This is a genomic window from Akkermansiaceae bacterium, assembly GCA_019634595.1.
Taxonomy (GTDB): Bacteria; Verrucomicrobiota; Verrucomicrobiia; order Verrucomicrobiales; family Akkermansiaceae; genus Luteolibacter.
This window is the reverse complement of the sequence record JAHCBC010000001.1, coordinates 586,168-608,860: the sequence shown is the minus strand read 5'-3', so window position 1 is coordinate 608,860 and position 22,693 is coordinate 586,168. Positions and strand designations below refer to the sequence as shown.

The following is a 22,693-nucleotide window of genomic DNA, read 5'->3' as shown; positions in this document are numbered from 1 at the left end:
TTGTTCCGGAGATTACTGGGACCGTCACATCACCAACTCAAACTGCTGCTGGTCATCCGTCAGCCACTGGTCCAGCCATGGGGAGTAGGTTTTCACGCGGACGGTCTTTCCGTCCGGGAGGAACTGCATGAGGCGGAAGAAGCCGCCGCCGCGGAAGGGGCGGTCGGGTTTCACGCCGCTCTGGTAGTTGGAGAGGAGCTGGTGGACAGTCTGTCCGGCGCTGCCCTTGCTGGCGAGACGGCCCGCGCCATCGTGGAGGACATGGCCGTTGAGGGTGAAGCGGACGTTGGCGTGCTTGCCAGCGAGCTTGGTCCAGAGGGCCTCGCCATCGTTCACGGGTTCCAGTTTGGCGACGCCGTAGGTGTTCGGGTTCCAAGTCTGATTTTTGCCGAGCTTGGGGAAATCATAACGCGTATCGTCATCGTAGAGATAGGCGTGTGTGGTGAGGATGACGGTATGCTTCGGCCGCGCGGTCACCACCTGCTCCGCCCAAGCCACAACGGCATCGCGCGGGCCGAATTCCAGTGCGAGCAGGAGGTAGTCGCCCTGCGGGGTGGAGAAAATGTGGGCGGAGTTCTCCATTTTCCCGGCTTCGAAGTAGGCCACGCTGCCACTGTTGGCATAGTCCTCCGGCTTGAAGAAATCATTCATCAGGGTGGTGCGGTCCATGCACTTCCCGTTTGGGCCGAGGTCGTGGTTCCCGGGCAGGAGGGAGTAGGGCACGCCCGCCTTTTTCAGAACATCCATCGCCTTCTTCGCGTTCGCCCACTGTTCCGGCAGGTTGTTGTCCGTGATGTCCCCGAGGTGGGCGACGAAGCGGATGTCATGGCTGGCCTTGTGCGCCGCCACCCATTCCGCCTGGCGGATGAAGACCTCCGGATGCAGGCGGGTGAGGCTCTGGCTGTCCGGAAAGGCGGCGAGCGTCCATGTCCCCGGCGGCGCGTCGAACGGGGTCTGCGGGACTTTCTCCGCATGCGGAGGGGTATCCTGCGCGAAGGCGGCGGAAGGGAGAAGGGCGGCAAGGCCAGCCCCGGCGGCGGGTTTCAGGAAATCACGGCGTTTCATGGTTTTCTCACATGGTGGAGCCGGTGGAGGAATCTCCGGACCGGCGTCTTTCAATCACGCATTGCACGTATCCAACGAATTACAGTGATTATGAAATGACCGTTCCGACACAATGAAAAAGGATGAGGCCTTTTCCCCGGGAGATCACTCTCACTTCGCCCTCTTCGCCCGTTCCTCGTAGTCCTTGTTCCTAGGGTGGATGATGCCGTCCGCGATGAGCTTCTCCACGGGAACCGCGCCCTTGTCGCCGGTGGCGGCCAGCCAGCGGTCGCACTCCGCGCGGAGTTCCGCGAGCTTCGTGGCGTTCGCCGGATCTTCGATGACGTTCCGCACCTCAAAGGGATCCGCTTTGCTGTGGTAGAGTTCCTCCTTCGGCTTGTCCTTCCTGAAGTGGATCGACTGGATGGCATCCAGCTTTCCCTCCGCCGCCCATTGGCGCCAGACCTGCATGGTCCTGCCGCGCTCCATGTAGTCATTGCGCAGGGAATATGGGACCTGCGGCTCGAAGTTCCGCACATAGCGCCATTCGCCGTCGCTCACACTGCGGATGCGGTCATAGGCCTCATCCATATAGTCGCGGTGGGAGTGGACGTATTTCCGTTGGTTGGTGGCCTTCCCGTCCTTGTCCATGAAAGGAACCCCGTCGAAACTTTCCGGCACCGGCACTCCGGCCATCGCCAGTGCGGTGGCGGGCAGGTCCACGAACTCCACCAGACCGTCCCGGACCTCCCCCGCCCCGATCTTTCCGGGCCAGCGGACGATGAGGCCGACGTGGGTGCCCGTGTCATAGCACCACCGCTTGTAGCGGGCCATGCCCCGGCCATGGTCGCCGAAGTAGATGACGATGGTGTTTTCCGCCAGCCCGTGCTTGTCCAACCACGCCAGCACGTCGCCCGCGTTGTAATCCACGGCAGTGACGAGGTCATGGTAGTTCGCCACCTCCCGGCGGACCTCCGGTGCGTCCGGCCAGAATGGCGGGAGCTTCACTTGGGCAGGGTCACGGCGTTGCGCGGGAGTGAGCCGTTTCGTGTTTTCCGCATACTTGTCCCCGTCATTCCGCACCTGGCTTTCATGGGAGACGGTGAAGTTCGCGTAGGCGAAGAACGGCCCCTCCGGCACCTCATCCTGCGTCCACCAGTTCTTCTGGGAATCCCGGAACTCCTGCGGCTGATCGAAGTTGAAATCCGTCTTCCCCGGCCAGGAAACGTGGTAGCCGCTGTCCCGCAGCAGCTTCGTGAAAGTCACGGGCGGATTCACCAGCTTCGAGCGCATGTGCATGGCCCCCGTCTTGATCGGATACTGCCCGGTGATGAGTCCATGGCGGCTGGGCGCGCAGACCGGGGCATGGGTGAAAGCCTTCGTAAAACGGGCACCTTCCGCCGCCAGCTTGTCGAGATTCGGCGTGATTGCGTCCGGATCCCCGTAGCAGCCCAGTTCCGGCCCCAGATCCTCACCGACGATCCAGACAATGTTCGGCCGCTTCTGTTCCTGCGCGGCACCAGACATGACCAGCCCCACGAATGCCCCGCAAATCCATCGTTTCATTCCCATCATCAACCCAGCCCGCCTGAAAAGGTTTCGCATTGCCAGCAAATCCTTTTCCGCTGAGATGGAACCGGATGCCTGAATCCGCGAAACCCACCCTGACCCGCTATGCCCCAGCCCTGCTGCTGGCAGGCTGCGCGGTGGTGCTGGGGCTGCGGACCTCCCGGGAAAACGGCACGCGTCCGTGGCAGGCATCCCCCACCGCCGCCCCAAAGGCCCAGGCCGAAGGGACTTTCAAAAGCCCCTACCGCGAATTGCGGGAAAAACAGGCCGCGGCCCTCAAATCCGTGACCCGCCCGCCGCTCCTGCCAGCGGACAGCGCGCTGCCCCCCCTGTCCGTGGAGGAGGCGAAAAGGTTGGTGACGGAGTCCAGGGAGTTCGGCGGTGCCTCCGGCCGTGGCCGGGTGGCTGCGGAGGCCATCGCCCGGCTCTGTGCGGCCGGTCATGCGGACGATGCTTTCACTTTGATCGAGCCAGAGGCATCCGTGGCCAGAAATGCGGGCATCAAGGCATTCTTCGAGGCGGCGAAGCTGGATGAAGCGGAAATCGTCAGTCGGATCTCCGGCTTTCCGGAAAACGGGGACGCCGCCACCGCGCTGACCTCCTATCTGCCACGCGTGCCGCTCCGGGGGATCGAGTTGTTCGCATCACGGTATCCGGAACTGGACGGGATATTGAAGAATGCCGTGTCCGCGTATCTGGAACGCCAGTTTTCCGGCCCGGACGCGGAACTGGCGAAGATCATCGTGGATTCCCTGCACTCCAGGGGTCTGGTGGAGGACCGCCTGCTGATGCGGAAGATCCTGGAAGACACCGCCACGAAGCCCATCCTCCGCATGCACGAGCTGCGGCTGCGCATCCCGGCGGCCAGTCCGTATTTCGGGGAGACCCAGATGGAGATCGTCAACCAGATGGCCCACGCCACCCCGCGGGAAGCCGTCGAATTCTCCCTGAACGCAAAGTATCCGGAGCGTCCGAACACCCCCCTGCGGAACGTGCTGGGAATCTGGGCGAAAAACGACAGGGAGGCAGCCGTGCGGTGGTACCGGGAGCATTCCGCAGGCTTCACCAACGCCCAGCACGACGACGCCTCATGGGCCTTCGCCCTCAGTGCGGGAGAGTCCGGAAAACCCTCGGAAGCCAGAGAATGGCTGGCGCAGGTGAAGGAACCGGGGATGAAAAAGAACCTGGACTCCATGCTGCGCACCTCCGCCGGCTGGGATACCGGGGAGTGAGCAAACCCCATCCACAGCAGCCGCTTTTTTCACCGCAAACCCTTGCCAAGCGGGCGGCCCGCGGGTTATTCCCCCGCCCCTATGGCCACCTATCGTGTGTTGGTTTCCGATCCCATTTCGGAAAAAGGCGTTGAAGCACTCCGTACTGCTCCCGGGATCTCCGTGGACGTGAATACCGGACTCAAGCCCGAGGAGCTTCTCAAGATCATCGGCGACTATCATGGCCTTGTCGTCCGCTCCCAAACGAAGGTCACCGCAGAGGTTTTCGCCGCCGCCACCAACCTGAAGGCCATCGGCCGTGCGGGCGTGGGTGTGGACAACATCGACCGTGCAGCCGCAACGGACCACGGCGTGGTGGTGATGAACACCCCCAGCGGCAACACCATCTCAACCGCGGAGCATGCTTTCTCCCTGATGCTCTCTCTGGCCCGGAACATCCCGCAGGCCCACGCCACGGTCATCGCCGGGAAATGGGACCGCAAATCCTTCGAGGGCAAGGAAGTCTTCGGCAAGCGCCTGGCCATCCTCGGCATGGGCCGCATCGGTTCGGAGTTCGCGAAGCGCGCGCAGGCCTTCGGCATCACCGTCGTTGCCTATGATCCATTCCTGACCGCTGACCGCGCGAAGTCGCTGAAAGTGGAGCATGCGGAGACCCCGGAAGCCGCCCTCACCGGCGCGGACCTGGTGACCCTGCACGTGCCCCTCACCCCGGAGACCCAGCACATCATCAACTCCGACCGCATCGCCCTGCTCAACAAGGGTGCGCTGGTCGTCAACTGCGCCCGTGGCGGTCTGGTCGATGAAGCCGCCGCGAAGGCAGCGCTCGACTCCGGCCACCTCGGCGGCATCGCGCTGGACGTCTATGAAGTCGAGCCTCCTCCGGCGGATTTCCCGCTGTTTTCCTCGAACAAGGCCGTCTTCACCCCGCACCTCGGTGCCTCCACCGCGGAAGCACAGGAGAACGTGGGTATCGAAGTGGCGCACCAGGTGAAGGACTTCCTCGTCACCGGGGAGATTCGCAACGCGGTGAACATGCCGAACCTCGACAGCAAGACCATCGAAGAAGTCGGCCCCTACCTCGACCTCGCCCAGTCCCTGGGCAAGCTGCTCTACAAGATCGGCCCGGCCCAGTCGGACAGCATCAAGGTTTCCTACGTCGGCCCGGTTTCCGAGATCGACACGGAGCTGGTGAAGCGTTCCGTCCTCAGCGGCTACCTTTCCGCCGCCCATCACGAGGCGCAGGTCAACCTGATCAACGCCCCGGCCATCGCCAAGGCGCACGGCATCCAGGTCACGGAGTCCACCGCGGCGCTCGCCAGCACCTTCACCGACCTCATCGAGGTGAGCGTGAGCAAGGGCGGTGAAACCACCACCGTGGCGGGCACCCTGGTCGGCAAGTCCGCCCGGATCGTCCACATCGCGGGTCACTACGTGGAGACCAACCCGGCAGGCCGTTTCCTCTTCGTGGAGAACGACGACCGCCCGGGCATCGTCGGTGTCATCGGCAGCGCGCTGGGCGCGGCTTCCGTGAACATCGCCAACATGTCCCTCAGCCGTAACCGCGACAAGAACACCGCCGTCACCGTCATCGAGGTGGATACGGAGCCACCAGCCACCATGCTGGAGTCCCTCCGCGCCACTCCGGGCATCCTGCGGGTGCTCAGCTTCGAGCTTTGAGGCAACCGCCGGTTCGACCGGTTTTCAGCAAAGGGCTGGGTCCACATCAGGTGGACCCGGCCCTTTTGTTTCTGGCGAAAAAAGCCAATTCCCGCGTGCCTTTTTCCGGTGCATCCCCCACCCTCCCAACCCTCCGCAGGGGCCGGAAAACGGGCCACGGACAATAATTAAGTTTTCTGAATCATTTCGCCCAAAAAACCATTGCCAACCCCACATCCAACTCCCTAACATTCCCCCCAGCATGAAAAAACTCCTCGTCATCGCTGCCTCCATGGTCGCCCTGTGCGGCGTGGTCTCCGCCGATATCCACGCACCTCCCGCCTCGCAATACACCAAGTCCCGCAAGCTTGGCCGTGCGATCGGCAACATCCTTTACGGCGTGATGGAAATTCCTGAGCAAATCGTCCGCAAGACCGATGACCACGGCCGCAAGGCTGGCTGGTCCTACGGTGTGGTGGATGGCACCAGCCGCGGTCTCCGCCGTCTGGGTTATGGCTTCTACGAACTGGTGACCTTCACCTGCCCGACCTACCGCGGCACCTTCAAGCCACCTTACGAGCGCTGCGGCGAAGACAACCGCATCGAGATGAACGTCAAGGACGGCCTCTCCGAATTCCCGCCGGAACTCGGCTTCGAGACCTACTTCAGCCACAGCCGCACCCAGCGCTATTGATCGGCTGACCTGAGATCTGAATTTCGAAAACCCGGTGGTGCCCACAAGCCCACCGGGTTTTTCTTTTGGAGCGCGGACTTCAGTCCGCACCAGGGAATCCGGTCGCGCCGTGTGGGTATCAGGACGGACACAGCAGCCATTGTCCGCAGGAAGTCCGAGATCGGCCTTTGGCACCAAGATCCTTTTCGAAGCCAAGCGGACTGAAGTCCGCGCTCCGTTTCCCCTATGCCCGCCGCCTGCGGAGGGTGGTGAGAAACCCCACTCCTGCGGCGAGGATCGCGGACGATGGCTCCGGGACCGTCTGGATCAGGAGATTGTCGAGATAGGTCGTGGATTGGAAAGTCGTGCTCGTTGCCAGACGGAAGTTGAGGTTGCTCTCCGTCATCGCGTGGGCGGTGAAGCCTCCGAGCACCCCGTCAAAGAGCGTGTTCCCTCCTTGGGTCGCGGACACACTGATGCTCGTTCCGCCATGGAGAAGGGAGATGTTGATGGTGACGTAGCCACCCGAGTTGTTGTTCGCCGCAGTGGTCGAATAATCCCCGAAGCTGTGGAAGAGCATGTTGCCGGGGACGGGATCAACATTCACCGGTCCGATCCCGTTGCCCCGGATGGCATAAAGGACGAACTGGCTATCCGCCGACGGACCAGACCGTCCGAAGGCGACGGTAAGGGCGTTGCCGGCAGGCCCGAAGATGATCCTGGGAACGCCTGCGGCATTCACATCCGCTGTCATGGCCGTGACCGCGAAGTCATACCTGATCTGGAGTTCGGACTGGCCGGCGGATGCCGTATTGAAAGCACCCGTGGCTCCGGCGAACTGGGCCTGCGCCTGGCCGCTCCCGGTGTCAGTGAAAGCGAGTGCCCGGGATCCTCCCGGGCCTGCCGTTGAATAATCAGCCGTCGCATTGGTGCCACCGCTCAGGGTGACTCCGCTGAGGTCGGTGCTGAAATCCGTGCTGATCGCTACCGCCGCATTTGCAGCGGGAAGGGAGACCAGAAATGCAGCGAGGGGGAGGTGGATCAAATTCTGACACATGTTGGAAAATCTACAAATTGAGAACGAAGCCGGGATAGCCCGAGCAAGGCTATCCCGGCGATGGAAGTGGCTTACAAGGAAGGTGATCCCGCCTTGTCCGGGATGGATTTCATCATCTCCCCGACGTTCTCGTAGCGTGCGGATCCAGGTTGTTTCCAGAGTGCCTTCGCTTCATCAAGGTGCTTGGCGTAGATGTCCCGCGGCATGCAGTCACGGGCGGTGGCCAGTGCGGCGGCCCGGCCAACGGTGACCCCCATCATGCCGATGGTCTTCATGACACGGATGCTGCCGAGCGCATCCCGGTTCACACTGATGTTACGCCCCGACATGAAGAGATTCGGAACATTGCGCGAGTAGAGGATGCGGTATGGGATCGGGTAGCCGACGTATTTGTTGAGGCCTTTCCCCTGCTCCGCACGGGCGATGAACGGCCGGCCGGGGATGGTGTTCTTGTATTTCTCAAGCGGGTAATGGAGGTCGATGGGCCAAGTGGTCAGGAGGGTCGCATCGTTGAACTCCGTCTTGCCGATGATGTCCTTCCCGCTCATCACCACGTCACCGAGCAACTGGAGGGTTTCCCGCGGGCCACCGATGTAGGCCAGCCACGTGAGTTCGGCGTTCTGGTGCTTGTTCTTGTCGCGCTCCGCGTAGGCACCGTGGTTCTTGATCGAGTTCCAGGAACTGTAGGTCGCGAACAGGTTGAGATCCCGGGTCGTCTCCAAGTCCTTGATGGGATGGGCGTCATAGCCGCTCTCCCAGAACCACTCGGCATGGCCGAAGCCGTCACGCACGCGCGGGTATGGGAACTGCCCGGAGGTGAACTTGAGCATCCATGGCTTCTCTTCGAAAGCCACCGGCTCCTTCCGGTTCTGCCAGATCCACATGTTGCTCATGCCCATGCGGCCCTTTTCGGTTTCAGTGTGGTCCGCGCCGGCCCACAGTCCGATGAAGCCGTGGCCCGTGCAGTCGGAGAACAGGCGGCCGGTGACCCGCTTGAGCTTCCCGGCGCCGATGTCCACCATCTTCACTGCGGACAGCTTGCCGTCCTTCATCTCCACTCCGTAGGCGTGGTGGGAAAGGAACAGGGTGATGTTCTTCTCAGCGCGCACGACCTTTTCCTTCAGGTCGTCACCGAACTCCTTGGCGGGAGCGGGAGAAGCGATCGCCTTGTCCTCGAATTCCTTCACGATGTCCGCCAGCGGATACTCGCTTTCCGGGTAGTAGCCCTTCGCCCACACGCGGATCTCGGAGGAACCGTTGCCGCCGAGAACCTCACGGTTCTGGATCAGCGCGACCTTCAGGCCCATGCGGGCCGAGGAGATGGCGGTGGCGATGCCGCCATAGCCGCCACCGACCACGACGAGGTCGAAGTTCCCCGCATCTTCCATCGCGGCGGGCACACCGGGGATCTTCCAAGTGGTGCGTTCCTCGAAGGTGGCATCCGCAGGAGGCGTGAATGCTCCGTCGCTGCTGAAAAGAACGGCATCGGCCCGACCGTCGAAGCCGGAGAGATCCTTGAGGGCGAGTTTCGCCTTGCCCTGCTTCAGGCTGACTTTCCCGGCGGGTTGCCAGGTCCACTTCTTGTCGTCCTTGCCCAGCTCGGCAACCAGCGGCTTGCCGTCGATGGAAACCTGGAAGGTGCCCGCTCCGGGCTTCTGGCCGAGCCGTGCCGTCCAATCAACGGTGCGGACCCACACGCGGTATTCACCGGCCTCCGGCACGGTCACCTCCGTGGTGGCATCCGCGACGGGTTTGCCCAGCCCATGGGCGATAAGATAAGGCGATCCCATGGACTCGATGAACTGGGTGTCGATCCCCCACCCGCCTTTGTCTGAAAATTGCTCCGCCTCGACGAGGAAAGTGGCGGCTTGGAGCGGGAGAATGGCGGTGGCGTATAAGGGTAATAGGAACTTCATTTATCTAAGTATGCGATTGGAGAATGGAGAGGCCAGGGTCAGGCGAGGATGTCCTTGATGACATGGCCGTGGACGTCCGTCAGGCGGAAGCGGCGGCCCTGGAAGATGGTGGTCAGCTTGGTGTGATCGACCCCCATCAGGTGCAGGATCGTGGCGTGCCAGTCGTGCACGTGGACCGCGCCAGGTGTGAAGTGGTCCTTGCTCGGCTCGAGCTTGTTCCCGTCCGCATCGGCGATGTTGTAGCCGTAGTCGTCCGTCGCACCGTAGGTCATGCCCGGCTTCACCCCGCCCCCGGCCATCCAGCCGGTGAAGCAGCGCGGATGGTGGTCCCGGCCGTAGTTGTCCTTGGAAATCTTGCCTTGTGAATAGCTGGTTCGGCCGAACTCCCCGCCCCACACCACCAGCGTGTCATCCAGCATGCCGCGTTGCTTCAGGTCCGTGATGAGCGCGGCGCAGCCCTGGTCCGTTTCGGCGGTGAGCTTGGTGATGCCACCCGGCAGCCCGCCGTGGTGATCCCAGCCGGGGTGGTAGAGCTGGATGAACCTCACCCCGCGTTCCGCCAGACGGCGTGCCTGCAGGCAGTTCGCCGCGAAGGTGCCGGGCTTGTCCACATCCGGACCGTAGAGATCCTTGGTTGATTGCGGTTCCTTCGAAGTGTCGCTGACCTCCGGCACGCTGCTCTGCATGCGGTAGGCCATCTCGTATTGGGAAATGCGTGTCTCGATCTCCGGGTCCAGCTCCGCCTCGAACTGCTGCCGGTTCAGTTCGCCCAGCTTGTCGAGCAGGGCACGCCGCCCGCTCTGGCAGACGCCGTCCGGGTTGGAGAGGTAGAAGACGGGATCTTTGCCGGAGGAAAAGCGCACCCCCTGGTAGCGGGAGTCGAGGAAGCCATTCCCCCACAGCCGCGCATACAGCGGTTGGTCGGTCGGCTTCTTGGTGGTGAGCACCACGAAGCCCGGCAGGTTGTCATTCATCGAGCCGAGGCCGTAGCTGACCCACGCTCCGAGGCTGGGACGCCCGGCGATCTGGGAGCCGGTCTGGAAAAAGGTCATCGCCGGGTCGTGGTTGATCGCCTCCGTCCACAGGCTTTTCACGAAGCAGAGATCATCCACCACCTTTGCCGTGTGCGGCAGCAGGGAGCTGACCCAGGCACCGCTCTGGCCGTGTTGCTGGAAGTCGAACTTCGATCCGGCCAGCGGGAAGCTCGCCTGGTTCGCGCTCATGCCGGTGAGCCGCTGCGCGCCGCGCACCTCCGGCGGCAGATCCTTGCCGTGCAGGTCACGCAGCTTCGGCTTGTAGTCGAAGAGGTCCAGGTGGGACGGCCCGCCGGACATGAAGAGGTAGATGATCCGCTTCGCCTTCGGCGCGAAGTTCGGGAAGGCGGGAGCTGTGGCCGCGGCACCGAAGGCATCCCGGTTGAGCAGCGAGGCGAGCGCGGCCCCGCCGATGCCCTGCCCCATGCGGGAGAGGAAGTGGCGGCGCGTGACGGCGAGTGGATGGAGATGGCTCATCGGAGTGTGATGCTGGCGTCCAGGTTGAAGAGGGCGCTGGCCACGGTGGCGGCGGCAGCGGCCTCGATGGGTGGCAGGGCCGGGTCCGGCTTGATCTGGCCGATGGTGAGGAGCTTGGCCGCTCCCTCCGGATCCGCGGTGAAACTCTCGCGCTGGCCCCTGTAGAGCTCCAGCAACACCGGCACTTCCTTCGCGTTGGCGGGCCTGCCGATGACTTCGCGGAACGCCCACTTCACGCGCTCCTCATCCGTGCCGCCGCCTTCCTTAAGCATGCGTCCGCCGAGGGCGCGGGCGGCTTCCACGAACTGCGGGTCATTGAGCAGGACCAGCGGTTGCAGCGGGGTGTTCGTGCTCTGGCGCTTCGCGGAGCAGGTGTCGCGGGTGGCCGCGTCGAACACCATCATGTTCGGCGGCGTGGTGGTGCGCCGCCAGAAGGTGTACATCGAGCGGCGGTGAACACCCGCCCCCTTGTCCTCCTCATAGGCGGGAAGGAAATTGTTCAGCGTCTTCCACATTGAGCCTTCGGCCTGGTAGGGCTTCACCGGCGGTCCGCCGATCTGCGGCTGGAGGATGCCACCGAGCGCGAGCGCGGAATCCCGCAGCATCTCCGCGGTGAGACGGCGTGACGGTCCGCGGGCGAGCAGGCTGTTGTCCGGATCCCTTTCGCGCTGCGCGGCGTCCGCCCTGGAGTCCTGGCGGTAGGTGGCGCTCAGCACGATCTCCCGGCACATCCGCTTGTGGTCCCAGCCGCTGTTGATGAAGTCGCGCGCCAGCCAGTCCAGCAGTTCCGGATGGGTGGGATGCGCGCCCTGCAGCCCGAAGTTGTCCGATGTGGCGACGATGCCAGTGCCGAAAAACTCCTGCCACAACCGGTTCACCAGCACGCGGGAGGTCAGCGGATGGTCCGGCATGGTGAGCCACTTCGCGTAGCCCAGACGGTTGCGCGGTGCGTCCGCCGGGAACGGCGGAAGGAATGCCGGGGTCTCCCGCTCCACTTTCTCGCCCGGTTGGTCATAAGCGCCACGCAGCAGGATGTGGGCGGGCCGCGGCTCGGCGGTTTCTTTCATCACGGAAATTTCCCTCACCCCGTCGATCACCTCCCGCCAGGCGGTGCGGGCGGTCAGCAGTTTCTTCAATCCGTCCCGTGCCTGCGGATGGATGGCGGAAAAGTAGTATTCTCGCAGCGCGGAGGTTTCCTCGGATGAGAGGGACGGTTTCGCCAGCAGGGCGGAGAGCGACGAGCCATCGAAGATCTGGGCGGACTCGATGGGCGTGATGGGGCGTTTGTAGATGCGGATGTCATCCAGTTCACCGTTGCGGAGGCCGAAGTCACGTCCGCGCGCGCCGAAGTTGATGGTGCCAGAGGTCCGGAAGTCACGGCTGAGGTTGTCACGGACGATCTTCGTGGCGGCGGGCTTGCCGTTGAGGTCGATCCTCATGCCCGCGGCCTTGCTCGATCCATCATAGGTGATGACGACATGCGTCCACTCGCCCACAGGCAGCGCTTCATCGGACTGGATGGAGATGACATTGCCGGGGAACTCACGCATCAGCTGCCAGCGGAGCCGCCCGTTTTCGAGAAGGAGTTCGTAGCCGCAGAAGTTGGCGTCGAAGGAGGTGGTGTTGGCGATGACCACCGCCCGCGGGTAGTTTTCGCCGGGCTTGAGCCAGAAGGAGAAGGTGAGCGGATCATGGCACTTCTTGATGCCGAAGTCCTGCATGGCGATGGCATCGTCCCCAGTGCAGAGCATGCCTTGGCCCAGCTTGCCGGGAGTCTGTTTGTTGGCACCGGGCCGGGCGGTCTTCAGCGGCGGAGCCTTGGCCTTCTTCGGCGATGCGGGGTCCGCCTTGTCGGCGGGCTTCTCAGCATCGGAGGCAGCTTGCGTTTCCGCGGGCGGAGGCAAGGGCTTTTCCGCCGCGTTCGGGATCTGCCCGTCCTTGATCTCCTCAAACGTGAAGTGGGCGACGAGATCCGCGTCCACCAGTTCGCGCTTGCCGCCGAGCCATGTTTGGAAATCCGCTTCATGCGCGGCGGGGATGCCGGCGACATCCTTCCCTACCGTGGTGACTGCGGTGGTCGTGCGCTCGATCGCGCTTTTCTGTTCCGGTGTGGGCAGCATCAGCGCGGGCTGAGGGAGAGTCAGTCCGCGGTTCTCACCGCCCTGGATCATCCCGTGCTCGTCGATGCTGTTGAAGAACGCGGCGAGCGAGTAGTAGTCCTTCGCCAGGATCGGGTCATACTTATGGTCGTGGCAGCGGGAGCACTCGAAGGTCAGCCCGAGAAACGCGGTACCCACGGTGTGGACCCGATCGCTGATGCCATCCTGGCGCATTTCCTCCGGGATGCTGCCGCCTTCGTTCGTCTTGCGGTGCAGGCGGTTGAAGGCAGTGGCCAGCTTCTGGTCATGCGTGGCGTCCGGCAGCAGATCACCCGCGAGCTGCTGGGTGATGAACTGGTCCCAGGGAAGGTTCTCGTTCAGCACCTTGATCAGCCAGTCACGCCACGGCCAGGTCTGCATCTCGATGTCCGCCTGGTAGCCGAAGGAGTCCGCGTAGCGGGCGATATCCATCCACGGCACCGCCATCCTTTCCCCAAAGCGCGTCGATGCCAACAGGCGGTCCGCCACCTTTCCATAGGCGTCCGGCGAGGTATCCGAAAGGAAAGCGTCGATCTCCGGCTGGGAAGGCGGGAGGCCGGTCAGATCAAAGGTGGCGCGGCGCAGCCAACGCTCCCGCGTGGCTTCCGGGGAAGGCTTCATTTTTTCCGCGTCCAGACGGGCGAGGACAAACCGGTCGATGTCACTGCGCGGCCACTTCTTGTCAGTGACGGCCGGAACGGCGACCACGGATGCAGGCGCGATGAAGGACCAGTGGGGCTGGTATTCCGCCCCTTCGTCGATCCACTGCTTGAGCAGGTCCTTCTCCTGCTGCGTGAGCGTGAGGTGGGACTTCGGCGGCGGCATCACCTCGTCCGGGTCCTTGGAAAGGATGCGCAGGAGAGCCTCGCTGTCGGCGGATTTGCCGGGGACGATGGCGTCCTTGATCGCCTCCTCGCGGAGATCCAGGCGGAGGTCCGCCTCACGGTGGGAGGAGTCAGGGCCGTGGCAGTGGAAGCACTTGTCCGAAAGGATGGGAAGGATCTGCCGGTTGAAAGATACCTCCCCGGCGGACATGGTGACGGGCAGGCCGATGAGCAAACCCAGCCCCAGCAAAGGCTGCCGGAAAGGTGACTTCAGGGATATGGGTAAATGCCTGCTCATCGGGATCGGGTTTCGTCATCGCAAGCCGGGGTTCAAGGCGGCAATGATTCGGTTATCCTGCGAATGTCCCAAATTTATCTTCCTGATTCAAGTACACGGAGGTGTAGATGAATTTGAGCCCGCGTCCGCGTAATCATCCCCATGCCGAAGTGCCGATCCATCTTTCATCCCGCCCTGATCGGCATGGTGCTCTCCGCTCTCTTCACGGGAGCGCAGGCACAGACACCGGCAACCATCGCCGAGCTGCGGGCCATCCCGAAGCAGATGGTGCCGGAGCATCCGGCGGTCATCGTCCGCGGTGTCGCCGTGTCGGTCCGCGGCGAAAACTACCCCGATTTCATCCTGCAGGATGCGACCGGCGCGCTGGCGATCATCTTCGGGAAAGAGGTCGGCCCCATCGCCGAGGGACAGATGGTGGAAGTGGCGGGGCGGATCGATCCGTCGAACACCTCCATGCGGATCCTCGCCGACCGGATCACCCCCGGGGAAATGGTCGGCCTCCCTGCCCCGGTGAAGGTGGATGCGGCGGATCTCGCGGACGGCTCGAAGGATTGCCAGTATGTCGAACTTTCCGGAGTCATCCGCACCGTCCATACGGATGCCAGCCTCCAGCCGGTGAGGCTGATCCTCGGCCTGGGACCGCAGGACCGGCGGCTGACCATCTGGGTCTCGCACTTCGACGAGGGGATCCAGGAGAAGCTGCGGCCCGATACCGCGGTGACAGTCCGGGGTGTCTGCCGTTCGTGGCGGACGTTGAAATACCAGCCGTTCGGCACCTTTATCGTCGTCACGGATCCCTCCTCCATCCGGATCGACCGGGCGGCGGCATCCGGGCTGGAAGACCTGCCCGTGCGGTCGCTGCCGGAAATTTTCCAACTGACCATCGATGACCTGAAGGCCAGCCGGGAACGGATCAAGGGAGTGGTGACGCTGGCGTGGCCGGACACCCAGGTGGTGGTGGAAAATGCGGAAGGTTCCATGTTTCTCACCACCGGGGAGGATCTGGGGCTGCGCCCCGGCGAGGAGGTGGACATCGCGGGCTTCCCCACCCGCCGGGACAGCCGCGTGGTGATGGAGGACGCCGTGGTGATCGATGAATCCCCGGCCACGGCGGAGAACTCCATCACGCCGCTGGAGATCACCCCGGGGCGGCTGCTCGGTGAAGCGAAGTCACTGGATCTGGACGGCCGGTTGCTGCGGATCGACGGCACTTTCCGCCAGATGATGCGGGAGGACAAACTGCACCTGTTGATCATGGAGGCGGATGACGGCCGGGAGTTCCAGGCCATCCTGCCGGTGTCGGAGCCGCTGCCGCTTGATCTGGAGGCTGGGGCGCGCGTGCGGCTCCATGGTGTGTGCCGGATGCTGTTCACGGAGCAACCGGTCCGCTCCCGCTCCGTTCCCAACAGCTTCGAGCTGCTGCTGCCGGATGCGGACGCCATCCGGATCATCCACGCCGGACCATGGTGGACCACCGGGCGTCTGCTGATGGTGCTGGCCACGCTGTTCGTCATCCTGGGAATTTCCATCCTCTGGTCGCTGGCTTTGAGGAGGCAGGTCAGCAGGCGGAGCGAGCTGCTGCTCCAGGAAATCCGCTCCCGCCATGACGCGGAACTGCTGGCGGCGGAACGCAGCCGCCTCGCCTCCGATCTCCATGACACCCTCTCCCAATCGCTTTCCGGCGCGGCGATGCAACTGGAAGTGGCCGGGGCGCTGTCCGCCGGGGAGTCCGGAACCACGGGCCATTTCACGCTCGCCAAGCGCCTGCTCGCGCGCAGCCGCGAGGACCTACGGCGGGCGGTGTGGGATCTGAACCCCAGCGTGATGGAGGACCGGGATCTGCCCTCCGCCCTGCGGAAAATCGCGGAAGAGATCAACCAATCCGGCGTCTGCGAGGTCACGGTGGAGGAGGCCGACGGTGGGATCGATCCGCTGCCGGAACGGATGCGCACCCACTTGTTCCGGGTGGGGCAGGAGGCGATCAACAACGCGCTGCACCATGGCCAGCCGCGCCACATCCATGTGCGGATGGAAGCGGCGGACGGCCAGATGCGGCTGTCCGTTGCCGATGATGGCCGCGGTTTCGACCCCTCCACCGCCCCCGGTCCGGACCAGGGGCATTTCGGGCTGAGTTCCCTTTCCGAGCGGTTGATCCGGCTGGGCGGCAGCCTTGACATCACCAGCTCGGAAAAGGGCACCATCCTCACCGCACAGGTTCCCTGTGACGCCGCATGACCATGAAAGCCGATCCGTCACGCATCCGCCTGCTCATCGCCGATGACCACTACATCGTCATCATGGGACTGACGGCGCTGCTCAAGCTGAGGAAGGAGTTCCAGGTGGTCGCCAGCGCCCGCGATGGAAAGGCGGTGCTGGACCTTTACCGGGAACACCGTCCGGACGTGGTGCTGATGGATCTCCAGATGCCTAAGCTCGACGGCATCGGCGCGATGAAGGAACTCCTCGCCGAATTTCCGGAGGCCCGGGTGATCATCCTCACCAGCTTCGGGCGGGAGGAGGATGTCCACCTCGCCTTCAAGGCCGGTGCCCGCGGCTACCTGCTGAAGGAAGCGGAGCTGCCCGTGCTGGCCGAGGCGATCCATGCCGTCCACCGGGGAGACCGCTGGATGCCCGCCAATGTCGCCCATCTGGTCGCGGAGCGGGCGAAACTGCCGGAGCTTTCCCGGAGGGAAGTGGAAGTCCTCGACCTGGTCGCCAAGGGCCTCCGCAACAAGGAGATCGCCGACTTGCTGGGATTCAGCGAGGACGGTGCGAAGCAGCACCTGCGGAGGATCTATGGCAAGCTGGGCGTCACCGCCCGGGTGGAAGCCATCGCCGAAGCCCAGCGCAGGGGGATTCTGGACCGGCGGTGACGACTTCAACTGACCGGAGGCTGGCGCACATTCCTTGAGTTCCCAACCCAAGGCTTCAAGCTTGCTCGCCCCCCGCAACTGCGGTAGCCTTTCTCATGGCTCTCACCGTCGAACATCTGGTTCAAGAGGCGCTTTTGCTACCCAGTGAGTCACGCACCGAGTTGGTGGAGGCCATTTTGGAACGCACCCCCCCTTCCGCCGAATTCATGAGGGACCAAACGTCCGTTGTCCTCGGTCGCATGGAAAACGTCCGGGAAGGGCGTTCCGCGCTGATCCCTGACGCAGAGGTTCACCGCCAGATTCGCGAAGCCCTGCGCGACGCGTGATGAAGGTCTTTTTCGAATCCGCGGCTCTGATCGAGTACCGCGAGGCCGCCCTCTATTCCCAGCAACGCTTCGGATTGGGTGAGGAGTTCGTCCAGGCGGTTGAAGCAGCCATCGCGGTCATTTCCAGCGACCCGGGACGCTTCCAGGCCCTGGAGGCGGATATCCGCATGTTCCGGTTGCCCCGCTTCCCTTATCACATCTTTTTCCTGCATTCCCCCGGTGAGGATTCCATCACGGTCTATGCTGTCGCCCACCATGGCCGCCAGCCCGGCTACTGGCGGGGGCGGCTCCGCCAGATGGGTCATCCGGAGTAGGCATCAGGGGTACCGACGGATCTGATCCGGGCGAAAACTGGGCAAACACCCCGTTTGACATTTCACCCCCCGCCCCACTAGTTTCGCCGTCCCGGCCCAAGCCCGGCTCATTTTACCATGAACATCGTTGTCGAGAAGCAGCCCAAGTGCACCGCCACCCTCCGTGTCGAAATCCCATCGGAGAAAGTCAGCGGCAAACGCGAACAGATCGTCCGCGGATACGCCAGCCAGGCCCGCCTTCCCGGTTTCCGCCCCGGCAAGGCCCCACGCGCCGTCGTGGAAAAGCGCTTCGCCCGTGAGATCACCGAGGAACTCAATGGAGCCCTCGTCAACGAGGCCTATGATGAAGCCCTCAAGCAGGAGCAACTGAAGGTGCTCGACTTCGGCGTGCCGGAGAACCTCACCACCAATGCCGACGGCTCCGTTTCCTTCGAGTCCAGGCTGACCCTCGCCCCGGATGTGACCCTTCCGGAATACAAGGGCATCAAGGTGACCGTCCCCCCGACCGCCGTGCCGGATGAGGAAGTGGACACCCAGCTCCAGGCGCTCCGCGAGCGTTTCGCCGATTTCAAGGACATCGAGGGCCGCGCCATCCAGGAAGGTGACTTCGCCGTCATCGACTACACCTCCACCGTGGACGGCCAGCCGACCGATGAGTTCATCGGCAAGCAGGCCGGTTACCTCAGCGGCCGCGAGGGCTTCTGGGTGAAAGTGGACGAAAAAGCGTTCCTCCCCGGCTTCCCGCTGCAACTGGTGGGCCTCAACGTGGGCGACTCCAAGGAAATCAAGGTCACGCTGCCGGAAGATTTCCCCGTCGCCGCCGTCCAGAACAAGGAACTGGTGTTCCAGGTGACCGTCAAGGAACTGAAGGAAGCCGTCCTCCCGGAGCTGGATGACGAACTGGCCGCCAAGCTGGCCCCCGGCAAGACGATGGAAGACATCAAGGGCATCATCCGTGAGAACATGGAAGGTGAGCGCGCCCGCAAGATCAGCGACCTGAAGGTCAACCAGATCGTTTCCTACTTCAACGAGCAGGTGAACTTCGAGCTTCCGGACGAACTCATCGCCCAGGAAACCCAGAGCCAGGCGAACGCCATGGTGAACCAGGGCATCCAGTCCGGCATGACCGAGGAGGAAATCCAGTCCCAGCAGGAGGAAATTTTCGCCTCCGCCGGCAACCAGGCCGTCTCCAACCTCCGCACGAACTTCATCCTCCAGGAAATCGCCCGCGCCGAAGGCATCCAGGTCAACGACCAGGAGCTGGTGAACCACCTGGTGGTCATCGCCAACCAGCGGAAGGTCGCCCCGAAGAAGTTCATCAAGGATCTCCAGCGCTCCGGCCGCATCCCGAACGTCCGTTCCTCCATGGTCATCGGCAAGGCCATTGACTTCCTCGTCGAGCACGCCACCGTTGAGGAATCAACAGAAGCCAAACTCGATGCCTAATTTCAAATCGCCAGATATGTCGTCCGGTCACGCTCCCTCGAACTATTACGTCCCGATAGTCATCGAGTCGGATGGCCGCGGGGAGCGCTCCTTCGACATTTATTCCCGCCTGCTCAAGGACCGCATCATCTTCATCGGCACACCGATCGACGATGGTGTGGCGAACTCGGTGATCGCGCAGCTCCTTTTCCTGCAGATGCAGGATCCGAAGAAGGACATCCACATCTACATCAACTCCCCCGGTGGCTCCGTCACCGCAGGTCTGGCGATGTATGACACGATGCAGTTCCTGACCTGCGACGTGAACACCTATTGCATCGGCATCGCCGCATCGATGGGTTCCGTCCTGCTCACAGCCGGCACCAAGGGCAAGCGGTTCTGCCTGCCGAACTCCCACGTCATGATCCACCAGGTTTCCGGTGGCGCGCAGGGCACCGCCCTCGACGTGGAGCGGACCTTCGGCTTCATGATCAACCTCAACAACCGGCTGCACGGCATCCTCGCCAAGCACACCGGCAAGACACTTGAGCAACTGAAGAAGGATTCCGAGCGCGACAACTACATGACCGCCGAAGAATCCGTGGCCTACGGCCTGGTGGACAAGGTTCTGGAAAGCCGCAAGCAGCTTCCGGACGCCGTGGCCGCGCTCGCCGAGCCGCCGAAGGAAAGCTGATTCCAAAAAAGCGGCGATGGCTCCATGCCGCCGCCGCTTTTGTCTCTCCGGTGGGCAACCCCGCCCCCCGTCTTGCCTAATCCCGTAAATCCTGTAGATTCCCCCATATGGCACGCGCTTCCAATCTCACGATGTGTTCTTTCTGCGGAAAGAGCCACTCAGAGGTAAAAAAGCTGATCGCGGGGCCGGGAGTTTATATCTGCAACGAGTGCATCGACGTCTGCTCGAACATCCTCGAAAAGGAACTGGGTGGCGTCGCCACAAAAGGAGGCTCGGCCCCTGCGGACAAATCCGGATTCAAGATCCCCTCTCCCGCCGTCCTCCGCGACCATCTCAATGAGTTCGTGATCGGCCAGGAAAGCGCCAAGAAAGTTCTCGCGGTCGCCGTCTATAATCACTACCAGCGCCTCCGCCAGGACCAAGCGAAGCTCGATGACGAGTTCCAGGGCGTGGAAATCGAGAAATCGAACATCCTGCTCCTCGGCCCGACGGGTTCCGGCAAGACGCTGCTCGCCCGTACGCTCGCCCGCGTGCTGGATGTCCCTTTCTGCATCGTGGATGCGACCACGCTCACCGAAGCCGGCTACGTCGGCGAGGACGTGGAGAACATCATCCTCCGGCTGCTGCAGGCGGCGGATTTCGATGTGGCGAAAGCAGAGCGCGGCATCATCTACGTCGATGAGATCGACAAGATCGGCCGCAAGACCGAGAATGTCTCCATCACCCGCGACGTGTCCGGGGAAGGTGTCCAGCAAGCGCTTCTGAAAATCCTCGAAGGAACGACCTGCAACGTCCCCCCGCAAGGTGGCCGCAAGCACCCGCAGCAGGAATACATCCAGGTGAATACGGAGAAGATCCTCTTCATCTGCGGCGGTGCCTTTGTCGGACTGGAGGACATGGTCCGCCGCCGCCTCGGCAAGAACACGCTCGGCTTCCATTCAGACCTTTCCCAGGCGGATCTGGACGACAACGCCCCCAACATCCTTGAGAAGGTCCAGCCGGAGGATCTCCTGCATTTCGGCCTCATTCCGGAGTTCATCGGTCGGCTTCCCGTCATTTCCTCGCTGCGCAAGCTGACGGAGGACGAACTTGTGAACATCCTCACCGAGCCGAAGAACGCGCTGGTGAAGCAATATGCCAAGCAACTGGCCATGAATGGGGTGAAACTCCGCGTGACCCGGGATGCCCTGCGCGCACTGGCCGAAGAAGCCGTCCGCCGTGGCACCGGTGCCCGCGCCCTGCGCTCGATCTTCGAGAAGATGATGCTCGACGTGATGTTCGACGTTCCCTCCCGCGGGGACATCGAGGCCGTCACCATCAACCGCCCGGTCGTGCTGGGCGAGCGCTCCCCCCTCATCCGCAAGCGCCGGGCCGACGCCTCCGATGCGGACGAGGATGCGGCGTGATCCCGCGGATCCAGATGATCCGCCGCATTTCCCGCGGCTGGATCGGGAATAGGGGCGATGCGGCACCCCCGTAAGGAGGGTGGACATTGCGGCAGAGCCGCCATGTCCGCTTCGGCCCCATTCCTGTCCACCGGCTGCAACCGGAGCCCATGGCAAAGGCATTCCAGGACAGATCCACCCTTTGCCCGCATCGCCAATGCCGCCGAGGGACAAGAGTGTCCCTCCTCCTTACTGGAAATTTCACTTCCCCAAAACCACAGGAACGGAAAAACTCCCACAAAATCCAACGTAACCTTCCCTTCATGCAACGCCGTCATTTCCTCAAGACCACCCTCGCCACCGCAGCCGCGCTTCCCGCCGTACTCAGTGCCCAGGAAACAAAGCCCAAGAAAAAGATCCTGCTCCGTTCCTCCTGGCAGACGGTGAACATCGGCGACATTGCCCACACTCCGGGCATGCTTCACCTGCTGGAGAAGCACCTGCCGGAGTATGATGTCACCCTGTGGCCCAGCAGCGTGGACAACGGCGTGGCGGAGATGCTCATGAAGCGCTTCCCCAAGCTGAAGATCATGGGCAAGACCGCCGCGGAGAAGGAAGAGGCGTTCAAGACGCACGACTTCCTCCTCCACGGCTCCGGACCAGGCATCGTCGGCCAGAAGCACCTCATCGAGTGGAAGGAAAAAACCGGCAAGCCCTACGGCATCGGCGGCGTCACCTGGAGCTTCTCCGAGGAAGGCCTGCAGGTCATCAACGGCGCGAAGTTCGCCTTCTTCCGTGACTCCGTTTCCCTGGCCTTGGCGAAGAGCAAAGGCGCGATCTGCCCGATCATGGAATTCGGCCCGGACGCCACCTTCGCCTGTGACTTGGTGAACGATGAAGCGGCCTCCGCATGGCTCAAGGAAGTGGGCCTGGAGGAAGGCAAGTTCATGTGCTGCATCCCCAAGCTGCGGAACACCCCCTACTGGGAGATCAAGAAGGGCACCAAGTTCGACGAGAAGAAACATGCCCGCAACGAGGAGATGAAGGAGCACGACATCTCCCCCCTCCGCAACGCCGTCATCGCCGTGGTGGAGCAGACGGACATGAAGATGCTGCTCTGCCCGGAAGACGCCAGCCAGATGAAGCTCAACAAGGAGATGATCTACGACAAGCTCCCGGAGAGCGTGAAGAAGAAGGTCGTCTGGAGGCAGGACTACTGGCTCACCGACTTTGCGCAGAGCGTTTACAACCGCAGCGCTGGGCTTTTCGGCAACGAGCAGCACAGCCCCATCATGTGCATCGGCCACGGCATTCCCGCCATCGTCTGCCGCTACAAGGAGCAGACTTCAAAGGGCTTCATGTGGAAGGACATCGGCCGCTCCGAATGGCTGTTCGACCACGACTTCGATGAAGCGGAGAAGGGCCTCACCCCCGCCGTGCTGGCCATCGCCAAGGACCAAACCACCGCAAAGGCGAAGGCCCTGCAAGCGAAGGCCGTGGCGGACGACAGGATGAAGCGGATGATGGATGTCCTGCGCGCGGAGCTGGAGGGCTGATTTTCAAAGCTTTTCATCCAACGGGAGCATGAGGTGCGGAAGTGATTCCGATCCCATGCTCCTCTTTTTTTTGCCAGTAACGGGCGGCACGGAGATTCAGCCAAATGAGTTATTCACGGCTATTCACAAGTTATTCACATCACCCTATAACTCATTAATTTATTAACCTATTGTAGAATTATTCACAATTATTCACAGGTTA

General features: G+C 62.8%; 17 protein-coding genes. 11 read left to right on the top strand and 6 right to left on the bottom strand.

Features of this window, described 5'->3' with window-relative positions:
* Nucleotides 1-24 precede the first annotated feature (24 nt).
* Complete coding sequence (locus KF712_02495) at nt 25-1,065, bottom strand: metallophosphoesterase (GenBank protein ID MBX3739834.1); 1,041 nt, start codon at nt 1,063-1,065, stop codon at nt 25-27.
* A 150-nt stretch (nt 1,066-1,215) separates the two neighbouring features.
* Nucleotides 1,216-2,610: a sulfatase gene (locus KF712_02490; protein ID MBX3739833.1), complete on the bottom strand. Its 1,395-nt coding sequence runs from the start codon at nt 2,608-2,610 to the stop codon at nt 1,216-1,218.
* A gap of 74 nt (nt 2,611-2,684) precedes the next feature.
* Here KF712_02490 and KF712_02485 point away from each other — a divergent pair, with 74 nt between their 5' ends.
* From KF712_02485 to KF712_02475, 3 genes are all read left to right on the top strand, one after another.
* On the top strand, nt 2,685-3,845 hold the full coding sequence (locus KF712_02485; protein MBX3739832.1) for a hypothetical protein: 1,161 nt from the start codon (nt 2,685-2,687) through the stop codon (nt 3,843-3,845).
* 81 nt (nt 3,846-3,926) lie between these two features.
* Nucleotides 3,927-5,522 carry a phosphoglycerate dehydrogenase gene (gene serA, locus KF712_02480; protein MBX3739831.1) on the top strand — a complete coding sequence of 532 codons (1,596 nt, stop codon included), beginning with the start codon at nt 3,927-3,929 and terminating at the stop codon, nt 5,520-5,522.
* 241 nt (nt 5,523-5,763) lie between these two features.
* Nucleotides 5,764-6,195, top strand: coding sequence for an exosortase system-associated protein, TIGR04073 family (locus KF712_02475; GenBank protein ID MBX3739830.1), 432 nt, complete (start codon nt 5,764-5,766; stop codon nt 6,193-6,195).
* A 223-nt stretch (nt 6,196-6,418) separates the two neighbouring features.
* Here KF712_02475 and KF712_02470 read toward each other — a convergent pair whose 3' ends face one another.
* The 4 genes from KF712_02470 to KF712_02455 form a co-directional block, all read right to left on the bottom strand.
* On the bottom strand, nt 6,419-7,219 hold the full coding sequence (locus KF712_02470) for a PEP-CTERM sorting domain-containing protein (GenBank protein MBX3739829.1): 801 nt from the start codon (nt 7,217-7,219) through the stop codon (nt 6,419-6,421).
* Between the two features lie 83 nt (nt 7,220-7,302).
* Nucleotides 7,303-9,147, bottom strand: coding sequence for an FAD-dependent oxidoreductase (locus KF712_02465; protein MBX3739828.1), 1,845 nt, complete (start codon nt 9,145-9,147; stop codon nt 7,303-7,305).
* Nucleotides 9,148-9,185: 38 nt separating this feature from the next.
* On the bottom strand, nt 9,186-10,658 hold the full coding sequence (locus tag KF712_02460) for a DUF1501 domain-containing protein (GenBank protein MBX3739827.1): 1,473 nt from the start codon (nt 10,656-10,658) through the stop codon (nt 9,186-9,188).
* Entirely contained in the window at nt 10,655-13,918 is a 3,264-nt protein-coding gene (locus tag KF712_02455; GenBank protein MBX3739826.1) for a DUF1553 domain-containing protein, read from the bottom strand. Before KF712_02455 ends, KF712_02460 begins: the two co-directional genes overlap by 4 nt.
* A gap of 141 nt (nt 13,919-14,059) precedes the next feature.
* Between KF712_02455 and KF712_02450 the strand changes: the two genes are divergently transcribed.
* The 8 genes from KF712_02450 (at nt 14,060) to KF712_02415 (ending at nt 22,491) form a co-directional block, all read left to right on the top strand.
* A complete protein-coding gene (locus tag KF712_02450) occupies nt 14,060-16,153 on the top strand; it encodes a sensor histidine kinase (GenBank protein MBX3739825.1) in 2,094 nt (697 codons plus the stop codon).
* A 2-nt stretch (nt 16,154-16,155) separates the two neighbouring features.
* The gene (locus KF712_02445; protein ID MBX3739824.1) at nt 16,156-16,791 is read left to right on the top strand and encodes a response regulator transcription factor; all 636 of its coding nucleotides are present in this window, start codon (nt 16,156-16,158) and stop codon (nt 16,789-16,791) included.
* A 95-nt stretch (nt 16,792-16,886) separates the two neighbouring features.
* Nucleotides 16,887-17,117: a hypothetical protein gene (locus tag KF712_02440; protein ID MBX3739823.1), complete on the top strand. Its 231-nt coding sequence runs from the start codon at nt 16,887-16,889 to the stop codon at nt 17,115-17,117.
* The gene (locus KF712_02435; GenBank protein ID MBX3739822.1) at nt 17,117-17,431 is read left to right on the top strand and encodes a type II toxin-antitoxin system RelE/ParE family toxin; all 315 of its coding nucleotides are present in this window, start codon (nt 17,117-17,119) and stop codon (nt 17,429-17,431) included. Before KF712_02440 ends, KF712_02435 begins: the two co-directional genes overlap by 1 nt.
* A gap of 117 nt (nt 17,432-17,548) precedes the next feature.
* Nucleotides 17,549-18,877 (top strand): trigger factor, encoded by a 1,329-nt coding sequence (gene tig / locus KF712_02430; protein MBX3739821.1) that lies wholly within the window; start codon nt 17,549-17,551, stop codon nt 18,875-18,877.
* Between the two features lie 16 nt (nt 18,878-18,893).
* Nucleotides 18,894-19,550, top strand: coding sequence for an ATP-dependent Clp protease proteolytic subunit (locus KF712_02425; GenBank protein ID MBX3739820.1), 657 nt, complete (start codon nt 18,894-18,896; stop codon nt 19,548-19,550).
* A 107-nt stretch (nt 19,551-19,657) separates the two neighbouring features.
* Nucleotides 19,658-20,956 (top strand): ATP-dependent Clp protease ATP-binding subunit ClpX, encoded by a 1,299-nt coding sequence (clpX, locus tag KF712_02420; protein ID MBX3739819.1) that lies wholly within the window; start codon nt 19,658-19,660, stop codon nt 20,954-20,956.
* 302 nt (nt 20,957-21,258) lie between these two features.
* Entirely contained in the window at nt 21,259-22,491 is a 1,233-nt protein-coding gene (locus KF712_02415) for a polysaccharide pyruvyl transferase family protein (GenBank protein ID MBX3739818.1), read from the top strand.
* The last annotated feature ends 202 nt before the right edge of the window (nt 22,492-22,693 follow it).